The sequence below is a fragment of the Mesorhizobium sp. M0058 genome (assembly GCF_040323095.1).
Classification (GTDB): Bacteria; Pseudomonadota; Alphaproteobacteria; order Rhizobiales; family Rhizobiaceae; genus Mesorhizobium.
Map to the genome: position 1 here is coordinate 66,944 of NZ_JAMYUQ010000004.1, position 26,031 is coordinate 92,974.

Sequence of the window (26,031 nt, forward strand, 5' to 3'; positions counted from 1 at the left end):
GGGCGAGAACCCCAATCATCACTCCCGGCGAGCCTACAACCCGATCAGGAACGCGATCAGGACCGGGGTCAGCCGGCAAACGCAGTGTTGCAAGATGGATGCCAGAGGTTTCTTCTCGAAATGGGACAGGAGCGGAGTCTTCTCCTTCCACTGCCTAAACCTCGAACTCGCCCTGCCCTTCATCCATGGCGCTGACGATCTCGGCGGCGAGCGCCCTGGTGATCGGCGTCTTGCGCTCGAGCGCGGTGCGGTCGAGGCGCTCGACCACGCGCATGGCGGTGGCCAGCGAGCGCTCGATGCGGCGCACCAGATATTGCACGACATGCGGCTCGACCTCGACCTGGCGGTCGGCGAAGAGTTTGGTGATGACACCGGCCAGAAGCAAATCGTCCGGCTCATGGATCTCGACGGTTGCCGCCGCCTTCAGCCGCGAGGCAAGATCGGGCAACCTCACCCTCCAGGCGGCGGGGAAGCGCCGCGCCGTCAACAGCAAGGTGGCCCCGGCGCCGCGCACTTCATTGATGAGATGGAACAGGCCCGCCTCGTCGATGGCTGTCTTGTCGACATCGTCGATCAGCGCCGGCCTGCCGCCAAGCCCGGTGATGGCATTGCCGATGCGCTGGGCATCGACCGCCACAGCGTTGGTCCGCGCCTGCCAGATCGAACCCAGATGTGTCTTACCTGAGCCGGCCGGGCCGGCGAGCACGATCACCGGCGACGGCCAGTCCGGCCAGCGATCGACAAGGGCTGCCGCCTCGCGGTTGGTGGCCGACACCACCAGTTCGTCGCGCGAGTAGCCGGTGCCGTGGCCAAGGTCGAGCGGCAGTTGGCGCGGCGGTTCGGTCTTATGATCCGTCACGTTCAGCCGCGCGGCGACCGGTGGCCGCCGCCGCGAGCGGCGGGCAGCGGCGGGACGGGCTCGGTGGAGTGTCCCTTGTAGAGCGGCGATTCGAGATAGCGGGCAATGGCAAACCGCACCAGCACGGCAACCGCCGCCGAAGCAGGAACGGCGATCAAAAGGCCGACGAAGCCGAACAGGGCGCCGAAAGCGAACAGCGCAAACATCAGCCAGACCGGGTGCAGGCCGACGCTTTTTCCGACCAATCTGGGCTGCAGGATGTTGCCTTCGATGAACTGGCCGATGAAGAACACCACGGCGACAGCAACGATCATGGTCCAGTCCGGCCAGAACTGGACGAAGGCGACGCCGACGGCCAGGACCAGTCCGGTCAGCGAGCCGACATAAGGGATGAACGAGATCAGCCCGGCGAAGAGGCCGATGAGGATGGCGAAATTCAGCCCGGTCAGCGTCAGGCCGGTGGCATACATGCCGCCGAGCACCAGGCACAGCGTGCCCTGGCCGCGCACGAAGCCGGCGGTCGCGGTGTTGATGTCCCTGGAGATCGCCCTGACCGTCCCGACATAATCGCGCGGCACCCAGCTGTCGACGACCGCCACCATGCGATCCCAGTCGAGCAGCATGTAGAAAGCGACAACCGGAGTGACCACGAACAGGCTGACCACCGACACCAGAGCAACGCCGGAACTCCAGATCGAGGTGAAGACGGTGCTCAGCAGGCCGAAACCGGAAGTGAGCAGCGAATTCAGCCCGTCGCGCAGGCCATTGGCATTGACGCCGAATTTCTGCTCCAGCCATTTCGGATCGAAGCTGGTGATCAGCGACTGCAGCCGGGTCAGATATTCCGGCAGCTTGCTGGCGAAATCGGCCATCTGCGTGGCCAGTACCGGAACCAGGATGACGAAGGCCAGCACCAAAAGGACGATGAAGGCAATCAGGATGACCACGGTCGCCATCAGCCGGGAGAGGCCGAGGCGTTGCAGCCGGTCGGCGACCGGGTCGAGAAAATAGGCCAGCACCATGCCGGCAACGAACGGCAACAGGATGCTGGAAAAAATGTAGAGGAACAGCGCCAGGAAGATTGCCGTGCCCAGCCAGAAGAAAATCTGGCGGCGAAACGCCAGGGACGCAGCCGCCTCTGCCAGCGCGGCAGTCGCGGCATTCTTGTCAACTACCCGGGGTGGAGCCTTCGCCATAGCCGCTCATATGCCTCAGCCAAGCCACGAGATAGGCCGCGGCCGAAGCCACGGTCAAGACCCCGGACAGCAATATGAGCGCAGGCCTGAGCGGGTCGAGGTGGAGGCCAAGGGCAAGTTCGCCCAGCACCACGGCGCCAGCACGATCTGGGCGGCGGTGTTGGCCTTCGACACATAGAGCGGCTTCATCTCGACCGGATGCGCCATGACCGTGGACAAAAGCACGGCGCAGATGATCAGCGCATCGCGTGACACCATGGTCACCACCAGCCACAGCGGCAATTGCCCGATGAAGCCCATGACCACGAACACCGAGACCAGAAGCACCTTGTCGGCCATTGGATCGAGATAGGCGCCGAGTTTCGAATGCTGGTTGAAACGGCGGGCGATGAAGCCGTCAACGCCGTCGGAAATGCCGGCGACGAGAAAGCCGGCAAAGGCCCAGTCCCAGCGCATATTCAGCATCGCCAGTACGACGGCCGGAACCAGCACGAAGCGCAGGATGGTGATGAGGTTGGGAATGGTCAAAGGCATGTCCCGCCATGCTTGTTCTGCAGATAGATGATGGAGATGGATTGTGGCTGCAAGGACCAGCGGTGAAGGGGCGACTGTCCACGTATTTATCTTGGGCAAAAGCCCGGTATCCTGTCGTCATCCTTGCCCCCCGAAACCATTCATGCGAAGAGCCGCCGAGGGAAACAGGGATGCGCCGACGATGAGCAAGGGCGACCGGGCCAAGCGCAAGAACGGGCTCACCTATGCCGAGGCGGGCGTCGACATCGATGCCGGCAACCTCATGGTCGAGAAGATCAAGCCGCTGGTGCGCGCGACGCGCCGGCCGGGCGCCGATGGCGAGATCGGCGGTTTTGGCGGCCTGTTCGACCTCAAGGCGGCGGGTTTCACGGATCCGGTGCTGGTCGCCGCCAATGACGGCGTCGGCACCAAGCTGAAGATCGCCATCGATGCCGGCAAGCACGACACGATCGGCATCGACCTCGTCGCCATGTGCGTCAACGACATCGTCGTGCAGGGCGCCGAGCCACTGTTCTTCCTCGACTATTTTGCCACCGGCAAGCTCGATCCCGACCAGGGGTCGGCAATCGTCGGCGGCATAGCAATCGGCTGCCGACAGGCCGGCTGCGCGCTGATCGGCGGCGAGACGGCCGAAATGCCCGGAATGTATAACGACAAGGATTACGACCTTGCCGGCTTCGCCGTCGGTGCGGCCGAACGCGGCCAGTTGCTGCCGACAGACGATATCGTCGAAGGCGACGTGCTGCTGGGGCTGGCTTCCTCGGGCCTGCATTCAAATGGCTTTTCGCTGGTGCGCCGCATCGTTGGCGTCAGCGGGCTTGCCTGGAGCGATCCGGCGCCGTTCAACGATGAGGCGACGCTGGCCGAGGCACTGCTCGAGCCGACGCGCATCTATGTGAAGTCGATCCTGAAGGCGATCCGCAACACGCATGGCATCAAGGCGCTGGCCCACATCACCGGCGGCGGCTTCCCTGAAAACATCCCGCGCGTCCTGCCGAAGGACTTTTCCGCCGAGCTCGACCTCAATGCCATCGACGTGCCGCCGGTGTTTTCCTGGCTGGCGAAAACCGGCGGCGTGGCGCCGGAAGAGATGATGCGCACCTTCAACTGCGGCATCGGCATGATCCTCGTCGTCGCCTCCGGCCAGGCCGCACAGGTCGCAGCCGTGCTGCAGGAGGCCGGCGAGACGGTGACGCCGATCGGCCGCATCGTGCCGCGCCGCGACGCCGGCGTCATTTATCGGGGCTCGATCGGCCTATGAGCAGGAAACGCACGGTTGTTTTGATCTCGGGACGCGGCTCCAACATGACGGCGCTGATCGCGGCGGCCAGCGACCCGGCCTATCCGGCCGAGATCGTTGGCGTCATTTCCGACCGGGCCAACGCCGCCGGCCTCGGCATCGCGGCCGCGCGCGGTATCCCGACCAAGGTCATCGTGCGCGCCGACCATGCCAGCAAGGAAGCCCATGATGCGGCGATCGACGCCGCGCTGATTGCATTCAACGCCGAGATCGTGGCGCTGGCCGGCTATCTGCGCATCCTGTCCCGCGGCCTGGTCGAGAAGTGGCAGGGGCGCATGATCAACATCCACCCTGCCCTGCTGCCGGCCTTCAAGGGCCTGGATACCCATGCACGCGCATTGCGCGCCGGCATGCGTATCCATGGCTGCACGGTGCATTTCGTTACGCCTGAGATGGATGACGGCCCGATCATCGCGCAAGCCGCGGTGCCGGTGATGGTCGGCGACAATGAGGACACACTGGCCGCCCGCGTTCTGAAAGCCGAGCACCGGCTCTACGCGCTGGCGCTCGGCCTCGTCGCCGACGGCAAGGCGCGCATGGAAGGCGGCCGCACTGTGCTGGCGCATTTCGCTGACGATGCCGAAAACGGAACTTCCGTGGTGATGGCGCCCGACCCGCTGCGCGAAGAACGCGATCTCGAACATCTGGCGCGGATCACGCCGTAGGCCGACATTGGCGACACCGAGACAATTGCTTCTTCTTCGCCACGCCAAGTCGAGTTGGGACGACCCGGCGCTTGCTGATTTCGACCGGCCGCTCGGGCCGCGCGGGCTGAAGACGGCGCCGCTGATGGGGCGCGAACTGGCCCGGCGCAGTTGGCAGCCTGACCTGGTGCTGGTGTCGCCGGCGCTGCGTACGCGCGAGACATGGCGGCTGGTCTCGGCGGAACTGTCGGCGAGCGTAACGGTGGAGTTCGCCGAGGCGCTTTTCGAAGCCACGGCTGGCGACATTCTGGCCGAGCTGCAGCAGGCAGTCGCATCGGCTAGCTGTCTCCTGGTGCTCGGCCATAATCCCGGCCTGGAGGACTTTGCCCGCCGGCTCGCCGGTCCGCGATCGGGTGTGGCTGCTCTCAGGAAACTTGAAGAGAAATTCCCGACCGGCGCCCTTGCCCGCTTTGTCATCGACGGCGACTGGGCGGATCTCGGCTTCGGCGCGGCCCGGTTGACGCATTGCATCAAGCCGAAGGATCTAAGCTAGACCAAGCTGCCTAACGGGCTAGCCGCAGGTGACAGCCGCAAACCGTGTTTTGAAAAGACCACGGTCAAACAAGGAGATAGGACCAATTGCTGGCGGATTGATTCAAGATCTTTGCGGCCCCGAGTCGATTGCATAAAAACAAGAGCGGTGGGCCGGGCCCACCGCTCTTTGTGGTCGTAGATTTCTCAGAAAATCAACGACCCCAGATGCCCTGGCCGGATTCCGGCTGGTTCGAGTCGCCCTTGATCGTGAAATCGCCGAGGCTGGCCGGCTTGCGGATCGAGGCGGTATAATTGTGATCGATGTTGCCGGCGGGCGCTGTTACAGCAGGCTGGTTGACGCTGTCGGAGCCGTAGTGGTCGCTGCCTGCGAAAGCGGTGCCGGTGGCAAGGAGGATGGCAGCAGCGGTAAGTGCGATCTTGGTCATTTCAGGTAATCCAGATTTTTCAGTTCTGTCCGTCAAGTGGCGTGCCTTGGGAGGAATTCGCGTCGCTCGGACCACCCCGAAATGGGTGTGCGTTGCTGCCATTGCCAATCACAAAAATGTGCGAACCGAACCGTTCGGTTCGGTCTAGGAAGGCGCGAAATGGCGTAGTTGTTGCTATATTCTATTCTCTATACGGCTCCGACGTCGCAACGCCCCTCGTTGCGTTACGCTTGCATCTCAAAAGGTCGTGAAGCCCAGTACGTCGCGCATGTCGTATTCGCGGGGCGGCCGGACGGCGACCCAGCGTGCTGCCGCAATGGCGCCGCGCGCGAACATCGAGCGGTCGGCGGCCGAATGGGAAAGCGTGAGCGTCTCGCCCTCGGCCAGCAAGCTCACGCTGTGCTCGCCGACGATGCTGCCGCCGCGCAGCACGGCAAAGCCGATCTCGCCGGCAGGGCGTGGACCTGTAACGCCGTCGCGGATGCGTTTCGCCACATCGTCCAGCCTGACGCCATGTCCGCGAGCGGCCGCCTCGCCCAGCATCAGCGCCGTGCCCGACGGTGCGTCGACCTTCATGCGGTGATGCGCTTCCAGGATTTCGATGTCGGTGTCGGGACCAAGTGCTCGCGCCGCCTGCTCGACCAGCCCGGTCAGCATGCTGAGCCCGAGCGAGTAGCTGCCGGAGCGAACGATGGCGACGGAGTTCGAAGCAGTAGCGATGGCGGCGAGATCGGCCGGCTCGAAGCCGGTCGAGCCGATGACCAGCGCCGGGCCGCCGCGGGCCGCGCAAGCTTGTGCAAGATCGACGGAGGCCGAAGGCGTGGTGAAATCGATGACGACATCCGCAAGCAACAAGGCCTCGTCGCGCTCGATCAGGCCTTCGCCCTTTCGGCCCGGCCGATGGAATCGGGCAACGAGCTGCAGCCGCGGATCAGCCTCGACGGCCAGCGCCATCTCCCTGCCCATGCGGCCGAGCGCACCGGCTATGGCTATCTTCAACAGATGCGGCATGGCGGCTTTCACTGGAAATGCGAGTCACAACAATGATCTACCATGCCGCCCTGCCAGATTGCTTCAGCCGGCGCCATGCGTCTTGAGCATCATGCCGGCGATCTCCTTGACCAGCTTGGCGGCAACCAGCGCGGTGAGATTGGAGACATCCTGGCTTGCATTGTATTCGACGACATCGGCGCCGACGATGGGCTGGTCGATCCGCTGGATCAGGTTGATCACTTGCCGGGTTGTAAGACCACCGGGTTCGCGGTGCGACACGCCGGGCGCACAAGCCGGGTCGAGGCCGTCGAGATCGACCGAGAGATAGACCGGCGTCTTGAGATCGAGCTGCAGATCCTCGCTGAAATGCCGCGCCTCGATCATTTCGACGCCGAAGCGCTTGAGCTGGTCACGAAGCTCATCATTGAGGGTGCGCAAGCCGATCTGGATCAGCCGGTCGGCCAGCCCTTCCTCCAGGATGCGCGCGAAGGACGAGGTGTGCGATCGCCTGTTACCCTGATAGGCATCGTAGATGTCGGGATGGGCGTCGATCTGGACGATCGTTAGCCTGGCATGGCGGCGGCGCACGGCACGCAGCACCGGCCAGGCGATGGCATGATCGCCGCCGAGGCTGATCAACGGGTGGCCGGCATCCAGCGCGCGGCCGACCTCGGCCTCGATTCGCTCCCACGGATCGCCGGCGCCTGAAAAGTCGATGTCGCCGTGGTCGACGAAACTGTCCGCCACATCGAAGCCGGTTTCGCTCCACGAGCTGTGCGCGTCGCTTTTGAGTTCCCGCCGGATCAGGGCCGGCGCTGCGGCCGCGCCCTTGAGATAGGACGAGTTCTCGTCATGCGGTATTCCCAGAAGCGAAACCCTGGCCATCGGCGTGCGATCTCCGGCAACGCCATCTCCCTAAACCCGGCAGCTGGCTGGCGATAGCAGTGCCGCTTGGGCCAGCTGCGAAGGCGATCAGGCGTCACTTCACGATCGCGCCGCCCAGTCTTTGCCTGACGATCGCGATATGGAAATCCGTGCCGTGCAACAGCCCGTCATCGTTGAAGTCGTAGCTGGAATTGTGCAGCGGCGGCGAGGTCTCGCCATTGCCGAGAAACACGAAGCAGCCCGGTACGTGATCGAGGAAGCGGGCGAAATCCTCCGAGGCGGTCATCGGCTCCGCCGCGATGCTGGCGGCGCCATAGGCCAGCACGCGCCTTGCGGCGACAAAGGCCGCGTCCACCAGGTCGGCATCGTTCTGCAGCGGCACGAATTCCCTGCTGTAGGTCACGTCGGCGGTGACATTGTAGGCAGCGGCGGTGCCTGCCGCGATGACCCGCATCTGGCGCTCGATCTCGGCGCTGACCTCGGGACGAAAACTGCGGGCGTCACCGAGGATGCGGGCGAGGCCGGGCAATGCGTTGCGGGTGCCGTCGGTGATCAGCTCGGTCACCGAAACCACCGAAATGTCGGCGGGACTCAGCCGGCGCGAGACGATGGTCTGCAGATTGGTGACCAGCGCGCAGGCGGCGACCAAGGTCTCGTTCCCGGAATGTGGCCGCGCCGCATGGCCGCCGATGCCCTTGAGCACGATCTCGAAATTGTCCTCCGCCGACATGAACGGGCCGGCACGGGTCTCGAAATGCCCGACGGGCAGGCCAGGCATGTTGTGCAGGCCAAAAATCTCGTCGAAGGGAAAGCGCTGCTGCAGCCCGTCGTCCAGCATCGCCAGCGCGCCCCTGCCCCATTCCTCGGCGGGCTGGAAGATGAAGCGCACGGTGCCGTCGAAACCGCCCTCGGCGGCCAGCAGCTTTGCCGCGCCGAGCAGCATGGTGGTGTGGCCGTCATGGCCGCAGGCATGCATGATGCCGGGGTTCTGCGAGCGATGGGCGGTCGCGGACTGCTCGGTGATGCGCAGCGCATCCATGTCGGCCCTGAGCGCAATCGCCCGGTTGCCGCTGCCGCGCTTCAATGTGCCAACGACGCCGGTGCCGCCGACCCCCTCTGCAACATCGTCCAGCCCGAATTCGCGCAGCTTCGCGGCGACAAAGGCAGCGGTGCGCTTTTCCTCGAAACCGAACTCGGGGTGCGCGTGCAAATCGCGCCGCCAGCCCGTCATCTCCCGCTTCAGCGCATCACGATCGAGTTCAGCCATTTTTCTCCCCGACCTCTTTTGCAAGCTCACTGGCGACATCAAGCAGGATGTTGGCGCCGGCGACAAGCTCGGCATCTTCAGTGTGTTCGCGCGAATTGTGGCTGATGCCACCGGCGCTCGGCACGAAGATCATTGCCGCCGGCGCGAGGGGGGCCATCATCTGCGCGTCATGGCCGGCGCCCGATGTCATGCGCCTGACGCCGAGACCGCGGTTCTTCGCGGCCGCCTCGATCGGTTCGACGATGCCGATGTCGAACAGCACCGGTTCGAAGCGGGCGAGCCGCTCGACCGAGATCGATACGTTCTCCGAAACCTCAAGCTCCTCGAGATAGGCAGCAAGGGCCGCCTCATGCGCCTGCAGGCGCTGTTCGTCGGGATCGCGCAGGTCGATGGTGAAGACGGCGCGCGCGGGAATGACGTTGATGGCGTTGGGTTCGAAGCGCATCGTGCCGACCGTGGCCACGGTTGGCCCATTTGAAGCCCTGGCCCGATCGTGCAGGAAGGTGATGATGCGGGCGGAGGCGTGGCCGGCGTCGCTGCGCATCGACATCGGCGTGGTGCCGGCATGGTTGGCGGCGCCGTCGATGGTGATGCGCTGCCAGGAAATGCCTTGCAAATTCTCGACCGCGCCGATCGGCACGCCTTCACGCTCCAGCACCGGCCCTTGCTCGATATGAAGTTCGAGATAGGCATGCGGCTTGAGGAAGCCGGGTTCGCGGTCGCCGGCATAGCCGATGCGGGCGAGCTCCTGGCCGAGCACGCTGCCATCCGTGCCGATGGCGGCCAGCACGGCCTCGGCGCTGACGCCACCGGCATGGCATAGCGAGCCCATCATGTCAGGCGTGTAGCGCACGCCTTCCTCATTGGTGAAAGCGGCGACCGCGACCGGGCGCGACGGCGAAAAGCCCGAAGCCTGCAGCGTCTCGATCACCTCCAGCCCGGCCAGCACGCCGTAGCAGCCATCATAGATGCCGGCATCGATAACGGTGTCGATATGCGAACCGATGAGCAGCGGCGCCTGCCCGGCATTGTCGGGGCTTTGCCAGATGCCGAAGATATTACCGACCCGGTCGATGGCGACTTCCAGCCCGGCCTGCCTGAGCCAGCCGACAAAGAGGTCACGGCCCTGTCTGTCTGTGTCGGAGGCGGCGAGCCGGATAAGCCTATCCTCACTGTCGCGGCCAACGGCGCCGAGTTCCCGGATGCGGCCAAGCAGACGCTGTGCATCGATCCCGATCATGGCTATGCCTCGGCCTTCAGCTTGCCGGCCAGCACATCGGCGGGGCTCTGCCCGACCAGCTCGGTATAGCGATGCGGGTCTGTGGCGCCTTCGGTGTTGATCAGCAGCACGCGGGATTTGTCGTCGAGCCCGAGCGCGGCCTTGTGGTCGGCCACCGCCCGGATCAGCCCGGCCAGACCGACGCCGCCGCTTTCGCCGGCGACGATCACTGGATCATTGCCAGCCGGCCGTGCCAGCCGCCGCATCACCGCGACCGCCTCCTCCTCATCCACTGTCATGAAGGCATCGGCAACCCGCGCCAGAACGCGCCAGGCAACTTGCGAGGCCTCGTAGCATTCGAGCATCGCCATCACCGTCGGCTGATCGTGTGCGACCTTGACCAAGTGGCCCGCCCGGGCGGCTGCGACAACGCACGCGGCGCGGGCTGGCTCGACGACGATGAAGGTCGGCCTGGCGTCACCGAGCACGATGGCGAGATGGCCGGCCAGGGCGGCGGCAATGCCGCCGACACCGGCCTGCACGAAGACATGGGTCGGCGGCTGCGGCAACTGGCGCAAGGCTTCGCGCACGATCGCCGTATAGCCCTGCATGACCAGACCGGGGATGCGCTCGTAGCCCGGCCAGGAGGTGTCGGACACCACGGTCCAACCTTGCTCAGCTGAAACCTCGGCGGCCTGCCTGACCGAGTCGTCATAATTGCCGTCGACGCGGATCATCTCGGCGCCATAGCGGGCTATTGCTGCAATGCGCGCCTCGCTGACGCCGGCGTGAACGAAGATTGCCGCTTTCGCGCCAACCAACTGTGCACCTTGCGCGACCGAGCGGCCATGATTGCCGTCGGTGGCGCAGGCAACCGTCATGCCGGCAGCGACCGCCCGGACGTCGAACCGGTTGAGATCGGCCACGTCAACGGGCCGACCAAGCGATCGGCTCGCCTCCTCCAGCACCAGTCGAAAAACGGCATAGGCGCCGCCGAGCGCCTTGAAACTGCCGAGACCGAGGCGAAAGCCTTCATCCTTGATGTGGACGGCGCCGAGGCCGAGTTCGCCGGCCAGCGTCGGCAATGCATGCAACGGAGTTGCGAGGTGATTGTCGCGATGGGCAAGAAAGCGCTCGACCGTATCGGCACCGGCATTCCCCAGCGTTTCGGCATCGACCGGATCGAGCGGCCGGCGGTGCAAGGCATTGCTGTTGAGCAGGAACACGGGTGGCCTCCTTTGGGTGTGACGAAATCATATTGCAGCCGAGGCGCAAATAGCGCTGTTATTGGCGCTTCGAAATGCAAGTTTGTTTCGCCAGGATAGCGCTTTGCCTCGATCGCCTTCGCTCGACAGTTTCGACCTCGCCATCCTTGCCATCCTGCAGCGGGACAACACGACGCCGCAGCGGCTGATCGGCGAAGCCGTCAACCTGTCGGCGCCGGCGGTGCAGCGGCGCATCAAGCGCATGGAACAGTCCGGCGTCATTGCGGGCAATGTCGCCGTGGTCGACCCGGCGGCGGTCGGCCATCCCATCACCATCTTCGTCGAAGTGGAACTGGAGAGCGAACGCTCGGACCTGATCGACGCGGCCAAGCGGCAATTCTCGGCAGAGCCGCAAGTGCAGCAATGCTACTACGTCACCGGCGAGGCCGACTTCATCCTGATTATCACCGTGGCCGACATGGGCGCCTATGAAGCGCTGACGCGCAGACTGTTCTTCGACAGCAAGAATGTCCGAAAATTCCGCACCTTCGTTGCCATGGACCGTGTCAAGGTGGGGCTGACGGTGCCTCTGCCGGGATAGCCAGTCACTTTTATGCAATTCCGGACGGAAAACCGCTCACACTTTTCCTGGAATTGCTTTAGCCCGCCGGCCGCAGCCAGACCTTGTTGTCGTGGAAGGCCGCACCGCCATAGGGCGCTGGTGCGTCGGCGCCGGTGAGCACATTGATGCCTTCGCCACGCTCATGCGCGCTGTTTGGCCAGATGCCCTCGGCGATCACCACGCCGCGCTTGAGGCCTTCGAACAGCTTTGCGTGCAGCACCACCTCGCCGCGCCGGTTGCCGACCTCGATACGGTCGCCGTCGCCCAAGCCAAGCGCGGCAGCGTCGTCCGGGTGCACCAGGAGTTCCGGCCGGCCTTCCTTGGCTCTCGACACAGGTGTCTCGGCGAATGTCGAATTGAGAAAGTTGCGCGCCGGCGATGTGGCGAGCCGAAACGGATGCTCGGCGTCCGCCACCTCGATCAGGTCGACATGGTCAGGGAATTCGGGGAGTTCCGCCACCGGCCCGAACAGGCCCATGATTTTCGGCGGCCGGTTGGGCGCCGCCTGCCCGCTCCAATTGGCGCGGAAGTGAAATTTCTTGTCGGCATGGCCGAAACCATCGATGAAATGCGCCGCCTCGAAATCCGGCTGCAGGTCGACCCATTTGTCTTCCTTGAGGCTGGCGAAGGAGCCCAGCCCGCGCTTGCCGAGGATGATGTCGATATGCTGCTGCTCGGTCAGGCCAAAGCCCGGCCGGTCTGCGACGCCGAGACGCTGCGCCAATTGCTCGATGACGAAATGGTTGGTGCGCGGCCCTTCCGGCGGTTCGATCAGCTTGGGACCGAGCGTGATGTTCTGGTTGCCACCGCCCTTGTAGACGTCGTCATGCTCGAGAAACATCGTTGCCGGCAAAACGACATCGGCAAGCTTTGCCGTGTCGGTCATGAACTGTTCGTGCACGCAGGTGAACAGGTCATCACGCAGAAAACCATGTTTCACCAGCCGCTGCTCGGGTGCGACATTCACCGGGTTGGTGTTCTGGATCAGCATCGCCGTCACCGGCGGGCCACCGTAAAGCGCGTCCGCTGCGCCGGTCAGCACCGGACCGATGCGCGACTGGTCGAGATGGCGAATATTGGGATCGCGCATCGCGGTGCCTTCCAGCACATCCTGGTTGAGCTTGAAGATGCCGGAATTGGAATGGAAGGCACCGCCACCCTCATATTGCCAGGCGCCGGTGACGGCGGCGATGCAGGACGCCGCGTGCATGTTGACCGAACCATTGCGCTGACGCCCAAAGCCATAGCCGAGGCGGAAATAGGTTTTCCTCGTCGTGCCGACGAGGCGGGCGAAAGCCTCGATCTCGGTGACGGCAAGACCGGTGATGGCGGAAGCCCATTCCGGCGTGCGCGTCTCCAGATGCGCTTCCAGCCCCTTCGGATCGTCGGTGTATCTTTCGAGATAGGCGCGGTCGGCCATGCCTTCCCTGAACAGCACATGCATGACCGCGCAGGCCAGCGCGCCATCGGTGCCGGGCTTCAGCACAAGGCCTATATCGGCCTGCTTCATCGTCGCGTTCTCGTAGACATCGATGACGACGATCCTGGCGCCACGCTCCTTCCGCGCCTTGATGGCGTGGGTCATGACATTGACCTGCGTGACCACGGCATTGGTGCCCCAGATCACCACGCAGTCGGACTTCGCCATCTCGCGCGGATCGGGACCGCGCAAGGCGCCCGCTCCCATCATCCAGCCGGTCCAGGCCAGATTGGTGCAGATCGAGCCGAAGAAGCCGGAGTATTTTTTCGCATGGCGCAGCCGGTCGATGCCGTCGCGCTGCACCAGCCCCATCGTGCCGGCATAGAAATAAGGCCAGACGGTCTCGGAGCCGTATTTTTCCTCGGCCGCGATGAAGTTCTCGGCGACGACGTCGAGTGCCGCTTCCCAGCTGGATTCCTTCCAGACGCCGTCGCCCTTGGCGCCGGCGCGCATCAGCGGCTTCAGCAGTCGGTCCGGATGATGGACACGATCGGCATAGCGCGCGACCTTGGCGCAGACGACGCCAGCCGTATACGTATTGGACTTGGCGCCATGGACACGGCCGATGCGGTTGCCATCGAGCAGCTCGACCTCGAGCGCGCAGGTCGAAGGGCAATCATGCGGACAGGCGGAGTGGCCGATTCTGAGCTTGGCGTGCTGGTTCATGCGGCGTTTTTAGCGGGTTTCGCGGGCGGCGTGTAGGGCCAGATCTTACCCTCCCCTTGATGGGGAGGGTCGGCGCGCAGCGCCGGGGTGGGGTGCGGCGCAGACCCCCGCCCCGCTCGGCTTTGCGGATCGACCCTCCCCACAAGGGGGAGGGTAAATCACTCCGCCGTGCCTTCCTCGTACTCGGCCGACATGGTCAGCCACTTTTCCTCGTGACCGGCAAGCTGCTGTGCCAGTTGCGAGCGCTCCTTGGCCAGCCGGGTCGCCGTCGATGGATCCTTCTCGTATACCGCCGGATTGGCGAGTTCATCCTCGATCAGGTCGATGCGCTTGCGGATGCGGTCCATCAGCGCTTCGGTGGCGCGGATTTCCTTTGCCAGCGGCTCGAAGGCGGCGCGGCGCGCCGCGGCATCGCGGCGGCGATCGGCCTTGGATGCCTTCTCGGCCTCGCGCTTGCCGCGTCGGTCGCCGGACACGCCGGTGACCAGCGTCTTGTAGTCCTCAAGGTCGCCGTCATACGGGTTGACCGCCCCGTCCTTGACCAGCCACAGCCGGTCGGCGGTCGCTTCCAGCAGATGGCGGTCATGCGAGATGAGGATGACGGCGCCGGGAAACTCGTTCAGCGCATGGATCAGGGACTCGCGGCTGTCGATGTCCAAATGGTTGGTCGGTTCGTCGAGGATGAACAAGTTTGGCCCCTCAAAGGCCGACAGGCCCATCAGCAGGCGCGCCTTCTCGCCGCCGGACAGGTCCTTGGCGGCGGTGTTCATCTTCTCGGTGGTGAGACCGAACTGGGCGACGCGGCCACGTACCTTGGATTCCGGCGCCTCCGGCATCAGCCGGCGGACATGCTCGTAGGCGTTTTCATCAGGCCTGAGATCGTCGAGCTGATGCTGCGCGAAGATCGCCACCTTCAGGCCCGGCGCGACCGTCATGGTGCCGGTTTCCTGCTTCAGCCGGCCCGAGAGAAGCTTGGCGAAGGTCGACTTGCCGTTGCCGTTGGCGCCGAGCAGCGCGATGCGATCGTCGGCATCGATGCGCAACGTCATCTTCTTCAGGATCGGCTGGCCCTCGGTGTAGCCGACATTGACGTTGTTCAAGGCAATGATCGGCGACGCCACCGTTTTCACCGGTTCGGGGAAAGAGAACGGCCGCACCGTGTCGTTCACGATCGCGGCAATCGGCTTCATCTTCTCCAGCGCCTTGATGCGCGACTGCGCCTGTCTCGCCTTCGAAGCCTTGGCGCGGAAGCGTTCGACGAAGGACTCCATGTGTTTGCGCGCGGCTTCCTGCTTGACGCGGCCCTTCTCCTGCAATTCCTTCTGCTCGGTGTACTGGCGCTCGAACTGGTCGTAGCCGCCGCGCCAGAAGGTCAGCTTCTTCTGGTCGAGATGAACGATGGAATTGACGGCGCGGTTGAGCAGGTCGCGATCGTGCGAGATCAGAAGCACCGTGTGCGGATATTTCGACACGTAGTTTTCCAACCAAAGCGTGCCTTCGAGATCGAGATAGTTGGTCGGCTCGTCGAGCAGCAGAAGGTCGGGCTCGGCAAACAGCACCGCGGCGAGCGCCACACGCATGCGCCAGCCGCCGGAGAAGGACGAGGCCGGGCGGCGCTGCGCGGCGTCGTCGAAGCCAAGGCCAGCGAGGATGGTGGCCGCGCGAGATTCCGCCGAATGCGCATCGATATCCGCCAGCCGCATATGGATGTCGGCAATGCGGTGCGCGTCGGTGGCGGTCTTTTCCTCCTCGAGCAATGCGGTGCGCTCGAGGTCGGCCTTGAGCACGATTTCGATCAGCGGCTCCTCGGTGCCGGGCGCTTCCTGCGCCACCTGGCCGATGCGGGTGTTCTTGGGCAGGCTGATCGAGCCGGTCTCGGAGGGAAAGTCGCCGGTGATGGCCTTGAACAGCGTCGTCTTGCCGGTGCCGTTGCGGCCGACGAGGCCGGCCTTGGTGCCGGCCGGCAAGGTCAGCGAGGCATGATCGAGAAGCAAGCGTCCGGCCATGCGGAGCGAAAGATCGTTGATGATAAGCATGCCGGGGCTTTTGCACGGGAGGGCGGCGCTTCGCAAGGGCCTGGGCGCCGGCGGGGGCATAAGGCATGAAGACGGCGCGCCCAAAGCGCGCCGTCCATCACTGCTAACTGCAGACTGACTTTAAGAGGCTGCCTGGTTCAGGCTTTGGGTTTGCGCTTCGTCACCTTGGCCGCGGCGGCCGGAACGGCCGGCTTGCGGCCGAGGCCCGAGGACTTGGCCAGTGCCGAACGGGTCGCGGAGTAGTTCGGCGCCACCATCGGATAGTCCGACGGCAAGCCCCATTTGCCACGATATTCCTCCGGGCTCAGACCATGGTCGGTCATCAGGTGGCGCTTCAGCGACTTGAATTTCTTGCCGTCCTCAAGACAGACGATGTGATCGGGAAACACCGACCGCTTCGGATTGACAGCGGGGTTCAGCGCGGGGCTTTCCACGGCGGCAATGCTGCCCAGCTTGCGCACCGATGCGCTGACGCTGGCGATCAGATCCGGCAGGCCAGACGCAGGGAGAGGATTGTTGCCGACATAGGCCGAGACGATGTCAGCAGTCAGTTCAATAGCGGTCTTGCTGTCGATGGTGTGCAATTCTGTTTCTCCCGCCGGTCATGAAGTTGCCGGCTTTTTTTAAGACTTCTCTTGATGTATCGACCTAGCTGCACCCCCCAACGGGTCGCTAAAGTCTCAATAAATGATCAAGAATCGGAACAGGAGGATGTTTCCACAACAGGTTGCAACGTTGCAAATTAGAAAATCTAATACTTGGAAACGGCCGACTTCGCGCCAGCAGATTTCAACTGCACGGACGCCGCAGGTTTAGAGTCGGCCAGTATGTCCAGAATGCGCTTCCAGCGGGCGCACCGGCCGAAATCTTTTTGCTCTATCGCCTTTTCGGCCTTCATGGCGGCGTAGAGCGGCGCCTCGGCGCCGAACTCCTTGAGCAGCCAGAATGCTTCCTGTCTGGCGAGGCGTTCATCGTCGTCAAGCATGTTCAGCCTCCGAGCGTTCTATGCCCACCGCAATACAGCTGCCGATGACGAGGACCGCACCGGCTATCGCGGTCAGCGTCAGCCTTTCGCCCGAAAGTGTCAGCAGCAGCGTCGATGCGATCGGCGTCAGATAGGCGATGACCGCAACCTTGCCGCCGCCTTCAAGCTTCAAGGCGCGCGACCAGAAATAATATCCCAGCCCCATCGGGCCGGCACCGAGATAGAGGCCAAGCAGGAGGTGCTCGCTGGATGGCCAGGCAGCGCCGTCGTGAATACACCACAGCAAGGTCAGGCCGACGCCGACCAACGCCGAAGGCAAAAGCAAACGCTCCGACGGTGTGGCCAGGCGGGCGACCGCAATCGAATAGAAGGCCATGCACAGCGCCGAGCCGAAGGCAGCGAGATAGCCGACGATGCTGCCTTGGAGAAAAGGCTGGCCGCGACCACCCGAGATCACCAGCGCCACGCCGACAAAGCCGAGCACGGCAGTCAACCCCAGCAGCACGGGGCGTTGCCGCTTGCCCAGCACGATGACCGCCGCCGCGACCATCAGCGGCCAGGTGTAGGCGACGAGATTGGCCTCGATCACCGGCATGGAGGCAAAGGCGATGTATTGCAGCACCATGGTGCCGACCAGGCCAATAAAGCCGACCGCGACCGGCGCCAGGGTGCCGTCAGCACCCTTGGAAAAGGCTGCGTCTTGCAGGCCCCTCTTCCGGCTCGCCAGATGGATGACGGCGAACACCAGAGCCGCTCCACAAAATTGCAGCAACTGCACGAGCGACACTGGATGGCTGGCCAGCAGGGATTTGCCGACCAGCGCGTTGGTCGACCACAGGGCGACCGCGCCGGCGGCGAAGACCAGGGCCGATGGCGAGCCGGATCCATCCCGGAATCGGCGCGACGGTGCCTTGTCCTTATCGCCGACCATGATGTTACCGACGACCAAACCGGCGTCCACTTCTATGCTCTGGCTACCATGAATCCCTTGACCCGCCCGGGACCGGTGCATCGGCCGCCGCCGCAACCGGACGTTCTTCCTCGAAGCGGCGATAGGCCGGCAGCTGGTTCGTCCAGACGTCTTCGGCCAGTTCGTTGACCCATTCGCGATCGTGATCATTGTCGGCTGCGAGATAGAACATGCGATTGTCGTCGACGTAGGGCTTGGCCACAGAGCGCTGGTTGAGGACCAGCGTGACGCGCGAGCCGAGCTGGATCGGCGCGGTGCGGTGCAGCACACCGAGAAACTGGCCGAGCGTGGCGTAGTTCATCTTGTGGTCGATGCGCATGACCTGGTTGCGCGGAATCTCGCGGCCGGATTCAAGGATGGCGCGGCCGGTCTCGGAATCGTCGCAGTAGATTTCGAGATGGCCGCCGACCAGCGGATTGCTGATCGACAGCGGAATGAGTTCGGTGACCGGGACACCGTCGCAATGCCAATCGACGGCGCCGTCCTTGGGATTCATGAAAGTGACGGTCGAGCCGACGATCGACAGCGGATAGGGCTCGAGCTTGGTGCCCATCATGTCGGACAGACGTTCCAGGCGCAGCTTGTCATGCAGCAGTTCCTTGATCTCCGGGATAAAACGGTCGGCGCCGGTGATGAAGGTAAGGTCGAGGTGCTTGTGCACGGCGTGGCTGGCCTTGAGCTTCAACGCCGCCTCTTCGATCGCCGCCAGCAGCGCCGGGTCGTAGCCATGCAGATACTGCGCAACGCCGAAACCCGACACTTTCCAGGCCGTCTCATGGCCGATAATGGCTTCTCGGCTCATCGCGTAGCGCAGTTCAGGTATGGTATGGGCGTTCATTCTACTTCTCCAGGATGGGGGCATCACTTGGTAAACTGTCGATTAATTTCCCCACCCCTGTAAAATTAGGAATGCTGGTGCTAGTGTAAGCCCAGCTTAAGGTCGAAACGCGTGCGTCTGCTCAGTCAGGTCAACCTCAATTCGCTGAAGATTGTCGAAAGTGCCGCCCGGCACCGTAACTTCACGCGCGCGGGCGAAGAGCAGTTTATTACTGCTTCCGCCGTCAGCCAGCGCGTCAAAAGCCTCGAGGACCAGCTGCGCTTCAAGATCTTCCAGCGCGGCGGCAATGCGGTGTCGCTGACACCCGAAGGCGAGACCTATGTGTCGCGCGTTCGCGAGGCGCTGGAGCGCATCGTGGCGGCCAGCATGGAGGCGACCGGACAGTCGCAGGCGCATGTGCTGAAGATTTCGGTACTGCCGACGTTCGCAGCGCGCTGGCTGTTTGCCCGCCTGCCGCTGTTCCAGCGGCAATATCCCGAAATCGAAATGCGGGTCTCGACCTCCTACGCCACCAATGAGTTCGCCACCTCCGAGTTCGACCTCGAGATCCGCTATGGCGACGGCAGCTTTCCCGACCTCAAAGCGGACCTGCTGTTCAAGGAGGATTTGACGCCGGTGTGCAGCAGGAAGCTGTTCCACGAGGTTCTCGGCGACACGCCGCCGTCACAGGTGACGCCCGACGACCTCAGGCATTTCACGCTGCTGCATTCCGACACCTGCACGCAGAACTGGCAGTCGTGGCTGGGTTTTGCCGGCGCGAGTTCCGTGCTCGGCGAGACCAAGAGCATCTATTTCGATTCCTGCATGATGTCCTATGAGGCGGCCAATGCCGGCATGGGCTTTGCAGTCGCCAACCGCGCCTATATGGCGAGCGAGATCCGCGCAGAGAGACTGGTGGCGCCGTTTGCCGTGCATCACCCCAACACCGCCGGCTGGTATTTCGTCTGCCCGGTCACCGCGCCCTACACGCGCAAGGTGGAACTGTTCAAGCAGTGGATCATGGCCGAGGCGGCGCTGACGCAGTGCCAGCTGGACGCCGGGATTGCCGGCGGCCCGGTGCTGCGCAAGGCCATTGCCTGAGGTCCTCCCGTCGAGTTTCGTTCCGCACGCCATCTGACATCGAAGTTGTTTTGTGCAGAAGCGCCGTCATGAAGCAGGTCGATGCGGCCCACCTCATGACGCAGGCGAGAGACTCAGCTATCTTCGGTTGTTGCGGCGGACCTGATATCCGCCTGGCCGGCGCTATCAGCTCACCTCCCAAGCGGCGCCGGCCTTCTTCTCCCGAAGGCTACCTTCAGCCTTGTCGTCCCGCTAAAACGATCATTGCGCGGGCTGATCGCCGCCGGCCGCCGGCTTTGGCGCCGAATCCGACTGCGGGGCATGGTCGAGCAAGGGTGCTTTGGTCGGCTGGATATTGTTGTCGCAGGCGGCGAGCGCCAAGCCGACGGCCAACAGAACAGGGAGCTTCTTCATGGCAACCTCCTTCGTTTGCCCTCCCCTCGTGAAGGCAACGAGAGGATTCAGCTTTGGTTGCACGCTCGCAAACGACACCGCGTCGGCTGGAACCAAACGGCGGCTCTGAGGTTGGTTGCCTAAAGGAGATCGCGCCATGATCCGTCTGCTCATAACCGGCCTTTTCGCTTACGCGACCTATCGCATCGCCAAGGAGATCATCAAGGACGTGCCCGACAATTTCGATCCGTTGCCGGTGCCTGGCGACGAACGCGCCGCCTTGCGGCGCCAGTCGGCGGCAACGGGTGTCGCGCCACGGCGGTAAGGGCGACTTCCGCCCGTTGCGAACAAAGCGGAAACGATGCTTGATAGGCGATGACCATCGCCATCAATGATTCGTCCTTGCGGCCCGCCTATCTGGCGAAGCTCAACGCCGAGCAGCGGCTCGCTGTCGAACATGGCGACGGCCAGATCGCCGGGCCGCTGCTGGTGATCGCCGGCGCCGGCTCCGGCAAGACCAACACGCTCGCCCACCGGGTTGCGCATCTGATCGTCAAGGGCGCTGATCCCAGACGCATTCTGCTTATGACATTCTCGCGCCGCGCCGCCACCGAAATGGCCAGGCGGGTCGAACGCATCGCCGGCGAGGTGCTGGGCCGAGACGCGTCCGTCATCGCCGACGCGCTGAGCTGGGCCGGTACGTTTCACGGCATCGGCGCCAGGCTGCTGCGTGACTATGCGCTGACGATCGGCCTCGACCCCGCCTTTACCATCCATGACCGCGAGGATTCCGCCGACCTGATGAATCTTGCCCGGCATGAGCTTGGATTCTCGAAGACCGAAAGCCGGTTTCCGACCAAGGGCACCTGCCTGGCGATCTATTCGCGCGCCGTCAACGCGCAGGCGCCGCTTGGCGAGGTGCTGGGTTCGGCCTTTCCCTGGTGCTCGGGGTGGGCAGAACAGCTGAAAGAGCTGTTCGCCGGATATGTCGAGGCCAAGCAGGCGCAGAACGTGCTCGATTACGACGACCTCCTGCTCTACTGGGCGCAGATGGCCGCCGAGCCGGAGATCGCGGCGCATCTGGGCTCGCGCTTCGACCATGTGCTGGTCGACGAATACCAGGACACCAACCGGCTGCAGGCCTCGATCCTTTCGGCGCTGAAGCCGAACGGCGCCGGACTGACAGTGGTGGGCGACGACGCGCAGTCGATCTATTCGTTTCGCGCCGCGGAAGTGCGCAACATCCTCGATTTCCCGCAACAATTCGCGCGAGCCGCCAATGTCATCATGCTGGAGCGCAACTACCGCTCGACCGTGACTATTTTGGCGGCAGCCAACGCGGTCATCTCGGAGGCGTCGGAGCGCTTCACCAAGAACCTCTGGTCGGAGCGCAAATCCTCGCAAAGGCCGAAACTGGTCAGCGTGCGCGACGAGGCCGAGCAGGCGAACTATGTCTGCCAGGCCATCCTGGCCGAGCGCGAGGCCGGCACGGTGCTGAAATCGCAGGCGGTGCTGTTTCGCGCCTCGCACCACAGCGGCCCGCTGGAGATCGAACTGACGCGCCGCAACATCCCCTTCGTCAAGTTCGGCGGGCTCAAATTCCTCGACGCCGCCCATGTCAAGGACGTGCTTTCGGTGCTGCGTTTTGCCGAGAACCCGCGCGACCGCATCGCCGGCTTCCGCGTGCTGCAGCTGCTGCCCGGCATCGGCCCTTCGGCGGCGAGCACCATCGTCGAGACCATGGCGACATCGCTCGACGAGGAAATGGGGCTGGCCCGCTACCGGCCGCCGCAACGCGCGGCTGAGGACTGGCCAGCCTTCGTTGCGCTTTATTCCGGCCTGCGCGCCCGGTCGGGGAAATGGCCGGCCGATCTCGAACAGGTCAGGCTGTGGTACGAGCCGCATCTCGAGCGCATGCACGAGGATGCGACGACGCGGCGAGCCGACCTCATGCAGCTCGAGCAGATCGGTTCCGGCTATGCTTCGCGCGAGCGCTTCCTGACCGAGCTGACGCTGGATCCACCGGATGCGACCAGCGACCAGGCCGGGCCGCCGCACCGCGACGAGGACTATCTGATCCTGTCGACCATTCATTCGGCCAAGGGCCAGGAATGGAAGAACGTCTTCGTGCTCAACACCGTCGATGGCTGCATCCCGGCCGATCTCGGCGTCGGCACCAAGGAAGACATCGAGGAGGAGCGCCGGCTGCTTTACGTCGCCATGACGCGGGCCAAGGACGGCCTGCATCTGGTGACGCCGCAGCGCTTCTTCACTCACGGCCAGGCAGCGCGCGGCGACCGCCACGTCTATGCCTCGCGAACCCGTTTCATCCCGGCCTCGATCCTCGGCGCCTTCGAGCAGACCTCTTGGGCGAGCGTCCACGCAAAGGACGATCCGCGCCACAGACCTGAAGTCCGCGTCGACCTCGGCGCCCGCATGCGCGGCATGTGGAAATAGAAGCCGCCAACCGCGGATGCCGCCGGGGAGCGACCTCAAGAAGCAAATCGGCCTGTCATGGCATCTCTCAGGGAACCTCGGGCCGCCGGCCGCGTTTTCTGGCGTCCAACCCGCGATCGGAGAGCGGCGACCGCCGCCTTCCGCCCATCCAGAGAGGCCAGAATGCACGACGCGATGTTCTTCACCCCGGTTGCCGTTAGCGTTGGCGCCGGCCACAAACGCATGCTCGCCTCGCTGTTCGAGATGCATGATTTCCTGACCGAATTTCCGCCGTCACGCCGGCGCCTGAGCTATGGCGCGGCCGTGAGGGCTTGCGAGGCGGCGCGCGCCGGAGAAATCTCGACCGAGGCCGCACGCGATGCCCTGATCACCTTTGCGGTCACGGCAGGCATCCTCTGGCCCGCGGTCCAGCCGGCCGTCTCGGTCAAGCCGGTCGCACACGGTTATGGCGGCTACGCCGTCTGAGACGGCCGGGACCAGGCCTGCCCAGCAAAAAGATCACTCGGACTTGCCGGCAGACGTCGAACGACAAACACGTCTTGGTGATCCCACCAAGCGTCCACTTCATCTTGGAGTAACTCGGCATTGGAAGCGTCTTGAGATAGTTTGATCACGAACCCAAGATCCATGGCCATCATGCCGTATTCCTCAACCGCGATGTCGGCCTGTTCACTGTTCAATGCAAACAGGCCGCACAAAGCTGAACAGACGAACCAGCCATCGCGACCAGTTGTTATCGGCATGTGGAAAAGAATGAAAGCGCAAAGACTGCATCATAGAGCCGGCCAAAAACTGCCTCCTCCGGTATCGATCGCGACTGAATGGCTTTAACCTTGAATTCGTTCGCCAGGAAAGAAATCGCTTGTGGATGATCGGAACTGACGAGATCGATGTCTTCATCCTTTACATGGTGCCACGTCACGCATCCATACCCTGAGGCGAACTCGAGGAGTAAAAGGCCCCGGCCTAGATGCCGAGTTAAAATTCCTTTGAGTTTTATTGCAGATGCTTGCCCCATCTCTGAAATATTAACTGCCCCTTGAGACGTCAGAATCCATTATGGTCAATCAGGAAGTTGAATATATCGTCATCTTGATGAATGGATGGAACAATGGAAAATCCGGCGCCACTCTACGGATTATTTCTTCTCTAAGTAATAACAAGTTTAGGCCGACTTCTGGATCCACTGACTCATCCGATCTATGAGCATTGGATAACGGTACAAGCCGCCGAGGCGGGTACCACGCGCGATAGCGAGCGACGCTGCAGCCACCGTTTCGCCATCGCGTTGATCCACACCTCGAAGCAGAAATGGACGGCCAACCCGCAAGCAGCGGCAGACGCACCAAGCGAGGACTAGGTACATCTGAAGGCATCATATCGATGCGGCAGGCCAACGGATCGCAGCGCCAACCAGCAGACCGAGACACTTGCGTTAAGGAACGAGGCCTGCTGCAGTCGACACCATGGAAGCTGACGGCGCCGCTGCGTGTTCCAGGTCGCATTGCCGCGATCCGTTTGAAAAGCGCCTGTGCCCGACCGGAGCCTCGCCTGGCGCCCGCATTTCAATGCAACGTCGGATCACCGGCCAGCAGGGCGCGCGGCCCGGTCGTCTCAAAACTGACCTGGTCGCGGCCGTTGGACTTGGCCTTGTAGAGGTGCCGGTCGGCCGTCAGGAACATGTCGGCATAGGTGGTCGGTCCGCTGAAGGCGACGCCACCGATGCTCACCGAGAGCGGACAGGGCCGTCCACCCGGAGCAAACTCGACCTCGCGGATGCGCCGCCGGATCCCCTCAGCAACCAGCCAGGACTGCGACGGGTCGGCGCCAGGCAGGAAGATGGCGAACTCCTCGCCGCCGATGCGTCCAACGATGTCGGCGCCGCGCAGCTGAGCCTTGATCGTCTGCGCGATCAGCTTGAGCGCTTGATCGCCGCAATCGTGGCCCAATCGATCGTTGATAGTCTTGAAATGATCGGCGTCGACGATCAGCAGGGCGCCGGCATCGACGACGGCCTGGCTGCGCGCCTGTTCGAGATAGGCCTCGACCAGCATTGAAAACGCGCCGCGGTTGAACACCGCGGTCAGGCTGTCGGTCGCCGCGACGATGCTCAGATTCTTCTGGGCGATCGCCAGCTGGCGCATCTTGTACATAAGGAAAGAGAAGAACGACCCACCCAGCACGAGCGGCAGCAACAGGTCGGTGAGCTGCGCCCAGCGCAATGCTTCGGGCGACAGCGACGGAAAATTGTAGGAATCGACAAGGAAGGCCGCCGCGATGCAGATCGCTGTGCCGACAACCGTGACTGCTATGACCCTGCCCCAGCTCGTGGGCGACAGATCGACCCGCATGCCAATTTCTCCCACTGTGTTCGCTATTTTGCAGCGGGAACACAAATGAAACCCTAAACCCTTGCCTTCAATTCTAATGTGGTTAACGGTTAATCGAAAGTGTGACCGATTGCCGTGAAGATGGCGGCGGTCACAAAAAGCCCGCCACTTGCGCGGCGGGCTTTCCGACTGGCCGGAGGCTTCTCGTCAGCGCATGTCCCTCGGGAAGTCTGGGCCATGCGGTAGGAGAGTGCCGTAAAGCCTCACGGCTGGTTCGACACTCCCGGCGAAACCTGTCTCAGCGACGCGAGATCATAAGGCATAGCTGCCGCAGATCGCTGTCGTAGGTGCCCTCACTGGCGAGCACATCGACGCAGCGCTTCTTCATACGTGTCAGCTGGCTGTTCGACATGCTGGCGACGACACCGGGTGTCCCAGGTGTGCCTGGTGTTCCAGGAGTTCCTGGAGTGCCGGGCGTACCCGGCGTGCCCGGCGTTCCGCCAATGCCGACGCCGACGCCGACGTTGATGCCGCTGCCGACGTTGACGCCGACACCGGCCTTGATACCTCCGCTGCCGCCGACCGTGGCCCCAACACCGGCCTTGATGCCACCGGCTCCGCCGACCGTCGCGCCAGCGCCGGCCTTGATGCCGCTGCTACCGCCGACTGAGGCGCCGAGGCCCGCAGTAACGCCGCTATTGCCGCCGACCGTTGCGCCAGCACCCGCCTTGATACCGCCGCTGCCGCCGACCGAGGCGCCGGCACCGGCCTTGACCCCGCCGCTTCCGCCGATCGAAGCGCCAACACCTGCATTGATGCCGCCAGCACCGCCGATAGATGCGCCGACACCGACGCCAATTCCGCCTCCTGCATTCGCGGGAGCGGCAAAAATAACGATAATTGCACCCGCCGCCAGTGCTCTAGCGATTTTCTGAGTGATATTAACCATGACACTCTCCTTGTTGCCGTTCTGCTTTGTGCATTGCAACATGCCAGCAAACCAAAGCAGACATATGCTTATGCACTCACAGCTACGCACGAGTCTTCCTTATAGTTTCTTTATTTTTTTCGACATGGGCCGTTGTAGTTCTCAATCAGTGTACTCGGTTTCTA

The 26,031-nt window shown here is 63.5% G+C and carries 25 protein-coding genes and 1 pseudogene; 8 read left to right on the plus strand and 18 right to left on the minus strand.

Going from position 1 to position 26,031, the window contains the following annotated elements; all coding sequences use genetic code 11:
• Window positions 1–154: 154 nt before the first annotated feature.
• The 3 genes and pseudogenes from hdaA to NKJ75_RS07780 all read right to left on the minus strand — a co-directional run bounded on the left by hdaA (window position 155) and on the right by NKJ75_RS07780 (window position 2,583).
• On the minus strand, window positions 155–859 hold the full coding sequence (hdaA, locus tag NKJ75_RS07770; protein WP_023819148.1) for a DnaA regulatory inactivator HdaA: 705 nt from the start codon (window positions 857–859) through the stop codon (window positions 155–157).
• A gap of 2 nt (window positions 860–861) precedes the next feature.
• A complete protein-coding gene (locus NKJ75_RS07775) occupies window positions 862–2,055 on the minus strand; it encodes an AI-2E family transporter (RefSeq protein WP_023705318.1) in 1,194 nt (397 codons plus the stop codon).
• A pseudogene (locus tag NKJ75_RS07780) lies at window positions 2,027–2,583 on the minus strand (CDP-alcohol phosphatidyltransferase family protein). Before NKJ75_RS07780 ends, NKJ75_RS07775 begins: the two are co-directional and overlap by 29 nt.
• 187 nt (window positions 2,584–2,770) lie before the next feature.
• On the opposite strand from NKJ75_RS07780, the gene purM reads away from it, so the two are divergent.
• The 3 genes from purM to NKJ75_RS07795 are packed head-to-tail and all read left to right on the plus strand — an operon-like array spanning window position 2,771 to window position 5,086.
• Entirely contained in the window at window positions 2,771–3,850 is a 1,080-nt protein-coding gene (gene purM / locus NKJ75_RS07785; RefSeq protein WP_352499582.1) for a phosphoribosylformylglycinamidine cyclo-ligase, read from the plus strand.
• Window positions 3,847–4,554 (plus strand): phosphoribosylglycinamide formyltransferase, encoded by a 708-nt coding sequence (gene purN, locus NKJ75_RS07790; protein WP_023684759.1) that lies wholly within the window; start codon window positions 3,847–3,849, stop codon window positions 4,552–4,554. Before purM ends, purN begins: the two co-directional genes overlap by 4 nt.
• A gap of 25 nt (window positions 4,555–4,579) precedes the next feature.
• A complete protein-coding gene (locus NKJ75_RS07795) occupies window positions 4,580–5,086 on the plus strand; it encodes a SixA phosphatase family protein (protein WP_352499534.1) in 507 nt (168 codons plus the stop codon).
• Between the two features lie 193 nt (window positions 5,087–5,279).
• Here the strand turns inward: NKJ75_RS07795 and NKJ75_RS07800 are convergent, their stop codons facing one another.
• From NKJ75_RS07800 to NKJ75_RS07825, 6 genes are all read right to left on the minus strand, one after another.
• Window positions 5,280–5,513, minus strand: a complete 234-nt coding sequence (locus NKJ75_RS07800; protein WP_023689062.1) for a DUF680 domain-containing protein — start codon at window positions 5,511–5,513, stop codon at window positions 5,280–5,282.
• A 237-nt stretch (window positions 5,514–5,750) separates the two neighbouring features.
• Window positions 5,751–6,524: a 4-hydroxy-tetrahydrodipicolinate reductase gene (gene dapB, locus NKJ75_RS07805; RefSeq protein WP_352499535.1), complete on the minus strand. Its 774-nt coding sequence runs from the start codon at window positions 6,522–6,524 to the stop codon at window positions 5,751–5,753.
• A gap of 63 nt (window positions 6,525–6,587) precedes the next feature.
• Window positions 6,588–7,391 (minus strand): agmatinase, encoded by an 804-nt coding sequence (gene speB, locus NKJ75_RS07810; RefSeq protein ID WP_352499536.1) that lies wholly within the window; start codon window positions 7,389–7,391, stop codon window positions 6,588–6,590.
• A 94-nt stretch (window positions 7,392–7,485) separates the two neighbouring features.
• Window positions 7,486–8,658, minus strand: coding sequence for an amidohydrolase (locus NKJ75_RS07815; RefSeq protein ID WP_352499537.1), 1,173 nt, complete (start codon window positions 8,656–8,658; stop codon window positions 7,486–7,488).
• Window positions 8,651–9,898, minus strand: a complete 1,248-nt coding sequence (locus NKJ75_RS07820) for a Zn-dependent hydrolase (RefSeq protein ID WP_352499538.1) — start codon at window positions 9,896–9,898, stop codon at window positions 8,651–8,653. Before NKJ75_RS07820 ends, NKJ75_RS07815 begins: the two co-directional genes overlap by 8 nt.
• Window positions 9,899–9,900: 2 nt before the next feature.
• Window positions 9,901–11,103, minus strand: a complete 1,203-nt coding sequence (locus tag NKJ75_RS07825) for a diaminopropionate ammonia-lyase (RefSeq protein WP_352499539.1) — start codon at window positions 11,101–11,103, stop codon at window positions 9,901–9,903.
• A gap of 103 nt (window positions 11,104–11,206) precedes the next feature.
• Between NKJ75_RS07825 and NKJ75_RS07830 the strand changes: the two genes are divergently transcribed.
• Complete coding sequence (locus tag NKJ75_RS07830) at window positions 11,207–11,683, plus strand: Lrp/AsnC family transcriptional regulator (protein WP_023834753.1); 477 nt, start codon at window positions 11,207–11,209, stop codon at window positions 11,681–11,683.
• A gap of 58 nt (window positions 11,684–11,741) precedes the next feature.
• Here NKJ75_RS07830 and NKJ75_RS07835 read toward each other — a convergent pair whose 3' ends face one another.
• The 6 genes from NKJ75_RS07835 to NKJ75_RS07860 all read right to left on the minus strand — a co-directional run bounded on the left by NKJ75_RS07835 (window position 11,742) and on the right by NKJ75_RS07860 (window position 18,679).
• Window positions 11,742–13,850, minus strand: a complete 2,109-nt coding sequence (locus NKJ75_RS07835; protein WP_352499540.1) for a molybdopterin-containing oxidoreductase family protein — start codon at window positions 13,848–13,850, stop codon at window positions 11,742–11,744.
• Window positions 13,851–14,008: 158 nt separating this feature from the next.
• Complete coding sequence (locus tag NKJ75_RS07840) at window positions 14,009–15,886, minus strand: ABC-F family ATP-binding cassette domain-containing protein (protein ID WP_023689073.1); 1,878 nt, start codon at window positions 15,884–15,886, stop codon at window positions 14,009–14,011.
• Between the two features lie 137 nt (window positions 15,887–16,023).
• Window positions 16,024–16,470 carry a Ros/MucR family transcriptional regulator gene (locus NKJ75_RS07845; RefSeq protein ID WP_023670270.1) on the minus strand — a complete coding sequence of 149 codons (447 nt, stop codon included), beginning with the start codon at window positions 16,468–16,470 and terminating at the stop codon, window positions 16,024–16,026.
• A gap of 167 nt (window positions 16,471–16,637) precedes the next feature.
• On the minus strand, window positions 16,638–16,871 hold the full coding sequence (locus NKJ75_RS07850) for a hypothetical protein (protein WP_023684750.1): 234 nt from the start codon (window positions 16,869–16,871) through the stop codon (window positions 16,638–16,640).
• Window positions 16,864–17,832 carry a DMT family transporter gene (locus tag NKJ75_RS07855; RefSeq protein WP_245274193.1) on the minus strand — a complete coding sequence of 323 codons (969 nt, stop codon included), beginning with the start codon at window positions 17,830–17,832 and terminating at the stop codon, window positions 16,864–16,866. Before NKJ75_RS07855 ends, NKJ75_RS07850 begins: the two co-directional genes overlap by 8 nt.
• Window positions 17,833–17,845: 13 nt before the next feature.
• Window positions 17,846–18,679 carry a hypothetical protein gene (locus tag NKJ75_RS07860; protein ID WP_023743822.1) on the minus strand — a complete coding sequence of 278 codons (834 nt, stop codon included), beginning with the start codon at window positions 18,677–18,679 and terminating at the stop codon, window positions 17,846–17,848.
• Window positions 18,680–18,790: 111 nt separating this feature from the next.
• On the opposite strand from NKJ75_RS07860, the gene NKJ75_RS07865 reads away from it, so the two are divergent.
• A complete protein-coding gene (locus NKJ75_RS07865) occupies window positions 18,791–19,759 on the plus strand; it encodes a LysR substrate-binding domain-containing protein (protein WP_023743821.1) in 969 nt (322 codons plus the stop codon).
• A gap of 240 nt (window positions 19,760–19,999) precedes the next feature.
• On the opposite strand, the gene NKJ75_RS07870 is transcribed toward NKJ75_RS07865, so the two are convergent.
• Entirely contained in the window at window positions 20,000–20,152 is a 153-nt protein-coding gene (locus NKJ75_RS07870) for a hypothetical protein (protein ID WP_023684746.1), read from the minus strand.
• 136 nt (window positions 20,153–20,288) lie between these two features.
• Here NKJ75_RS07870 and NKJ75_RS07875 point away from each other — a divergent pair, with 136 nt between their 5' ends.
• The 3 genes from NKJ75_RS07875 to NKJ75_RS07885 all read left to right on the plus strand — a co-directional run bounded on the left by NKJ75_RS07875 (window position 20,289) and on the right by NKJ75_RS07885 (window position 23,053).
• A complete protein-coding gene (locus NKJ75_RS07875) occupies window positions 20,289–20,456 on the plus strand; it encodes a hypothetical protein (protein WP_023684745.1) in 168 nt (55 codons plus the stop codon).
• Between the two features lie 50 nt (window positions 20,457–20,506).
• Window positions 20,507–22,588 carry an ATP-dependent helicase gene (locus NKJ75_RS07880; RefSeq protein ID WP_023743820.1) on the plus strand — a complete coding sequence of 694 codons (2,082 nt, stop codon included), beginning with the start codon at window positions 20,507–20,509 and terminating at the stop codon, window positions 22,586–22,588.
• Window positions 22,589–22,750: 162 nt separating this feature from the next.
• Window positions 22,751–23,053 (plus strand): DUF982 domain-containing protein, encoded by a 303-nt coding sequence (locus NKJ75_RS07885; RefSeq protein WP_023670262.1) that lies wholly within the window; start codon window positions 22,751–22,753, stop codon window positions 23,051–23,053.
• A 1,100-nt stretch (window positions 23,054–24,153) separates the two neighbouring features.
• Here NKJ75_RS07885 and NKJ75_RS07890 read toward each other — a convergent pair.
• Both NKJ75_RS07890 and NKJ75_RS07895 read right to left on the minus strand, forming a co-directional pair.
• Complete coding sequence (locus tag NKJ75_RS07890; RefSeq protein ID WP_023738635.1) at window positions 24,154–24,939, minus strand: GGDEF domain-containing protein; 786 nt, start codon at window positions 24,937–24,939, stop codon at window positions 24,154–24,156.
• 277 nt (window positions 24,940–25,216) lie between these two features.
• Entirely contained in the window at window positions 25,217–25,867 is a 651-nt protein-coding gene (locus tag NKJ75_RS07895; RefSeq protein ID WP_023743818.1) for a hypothetical protein, read from the minus strand.
• Between the last annotated feature and the right edge of the window lie 164 nt (window positions 25,868–26,031).

Excerpts from the sequence above, each read along its gene's own strand:
- NKJ75_RS07775 (WP_023705318.1), bottom strand. The coding sequence starts at position 2,055 with ATGGCGAAGGCTCCACCCCGGGTAGTTGACAAGAATGCCGCGACTGCC.
- purM (WP_352499582.1), top strand. The coding sequence starts at position 2,771 with ATGAGCAAGGGCGACCGGGCCAAGCGCAAGAACGGGCTCACCTATGCC.
- purN (WP_023684759.1), top strand. The coding sequence starts at position 3,847 with ATGAGCAGGAAACGCACGGTTGTTTTGATCTCGGGACGCGGCTCCAAC.
- NKJ75_RS07800 (WP_023689062.1), bottom strand. The coding sequence starts at position 5,513 with ATGACCAAGATCGCACTTACCGCTGCTGCCATCCTCCTTGCCACCGGC.
- dapB (WP_352499535.1), bottom strand. The coding sequence starts at position 6,524 with ATGCCGCATCTGTTGAAGATAGCCATAGCCGGTGCGCTCGGCCGCATG.
- speB (WP_352499536.1), bottom strand. The coding sequence starts at position 7,391 with ATGGCCAGGGTTTCGCTTCTGGGAATACCGCATGACGAGAACTCGTCC.
- NKJ75_RS07815 (WP_352499537.1), bottom strand. The coding sequence starts at position 8,658 with ATGGCTGAACTCGATCGTGATGCGCTGAAGCGGGAGATGACGGGCTGG.
- NKJ75_RS07820 (WP_352499538.1), bottom strand. The coding sequence starts at position 9,898 with ATGATCGGGATCGATGCACAGCGTCTGCTTGGCCGCATCCGGGAACTC.
- NKJ75_RS07835 (WP_352499540.1), bottom strand. The coding sequence starts at position 13,850 with ATGAACCAGCACGCCAAGCTCAGAATCGGCCACTCCGCCTGTCCGCAT.
- NKJ75_RS07840 (WP_023689073.1), bottom strand. The coding sequence starts at position 15,886 with ATGCTTATCATCAACGATCTTTCGCTCCGCATGGCCGGACGCTTGCTT.
- NKJ75_RS07850 (WP_023684750.1), bottom strand. The coding sequence starts at position 16,871 with ATGCTTGACGACGATGAACGCCTCGCCAGACAGGAAGCATTCTGGCTG.
- NKJ75_RS07860 (WP_023743822.1), bottom strand. The coding sequence starts at position 18,679 with ATGAACGCCCATACCATACCTGAACTGCGCTACGCGATGAGCCGAGAA.
- NKJ75_RS07870 (WP_023684746.1), bottom strand. The coding sequence starts at position 20,152 with ATGAAGAAGCTCCCTGTTCTGTTGGCCGTCGGCTTGGCGCTCGCCGCC.
- NKJ75_RS07875 (WP_023684745.1), top strand. The coding sequence starts at position 20,289 with ATGATCCGTCTGCTCATAACCGGCCTTTTCGCTTACGCGACCTATCGC.
- NKJ75_RS07880 (WP_023743820.1), top strand. The coding sequence starts at position 20,507 with ATGACCATCGCCATCAATGATTCGTCCTTGCGGCCCGCCTATCTGGCG.
- NKJ75_RS07885 (WP_023670262.1), top strand. The coding sequence starts at position 22,751 with ATGCACGACGCGATGTTCTTCACCCCGGTTGCCGTTAGCGTTGGCGCC.
- NKJ75_RS07890 (WP_023738635.1), bottom strand. The coding sequence starts at position 24,939 with ATGCGGGTCGATCTGTCGCCCACGAGCTGGGGCAGGGTCATAGCAGTC.
- NKJ75_RS07895 (WP_023743818.1), bottom strand. The coding sequence starts at position 25,867 with ATGGTTAATATCACTCAGAAAATCGCTAGAGCACTGGCGGCGGGTGCA.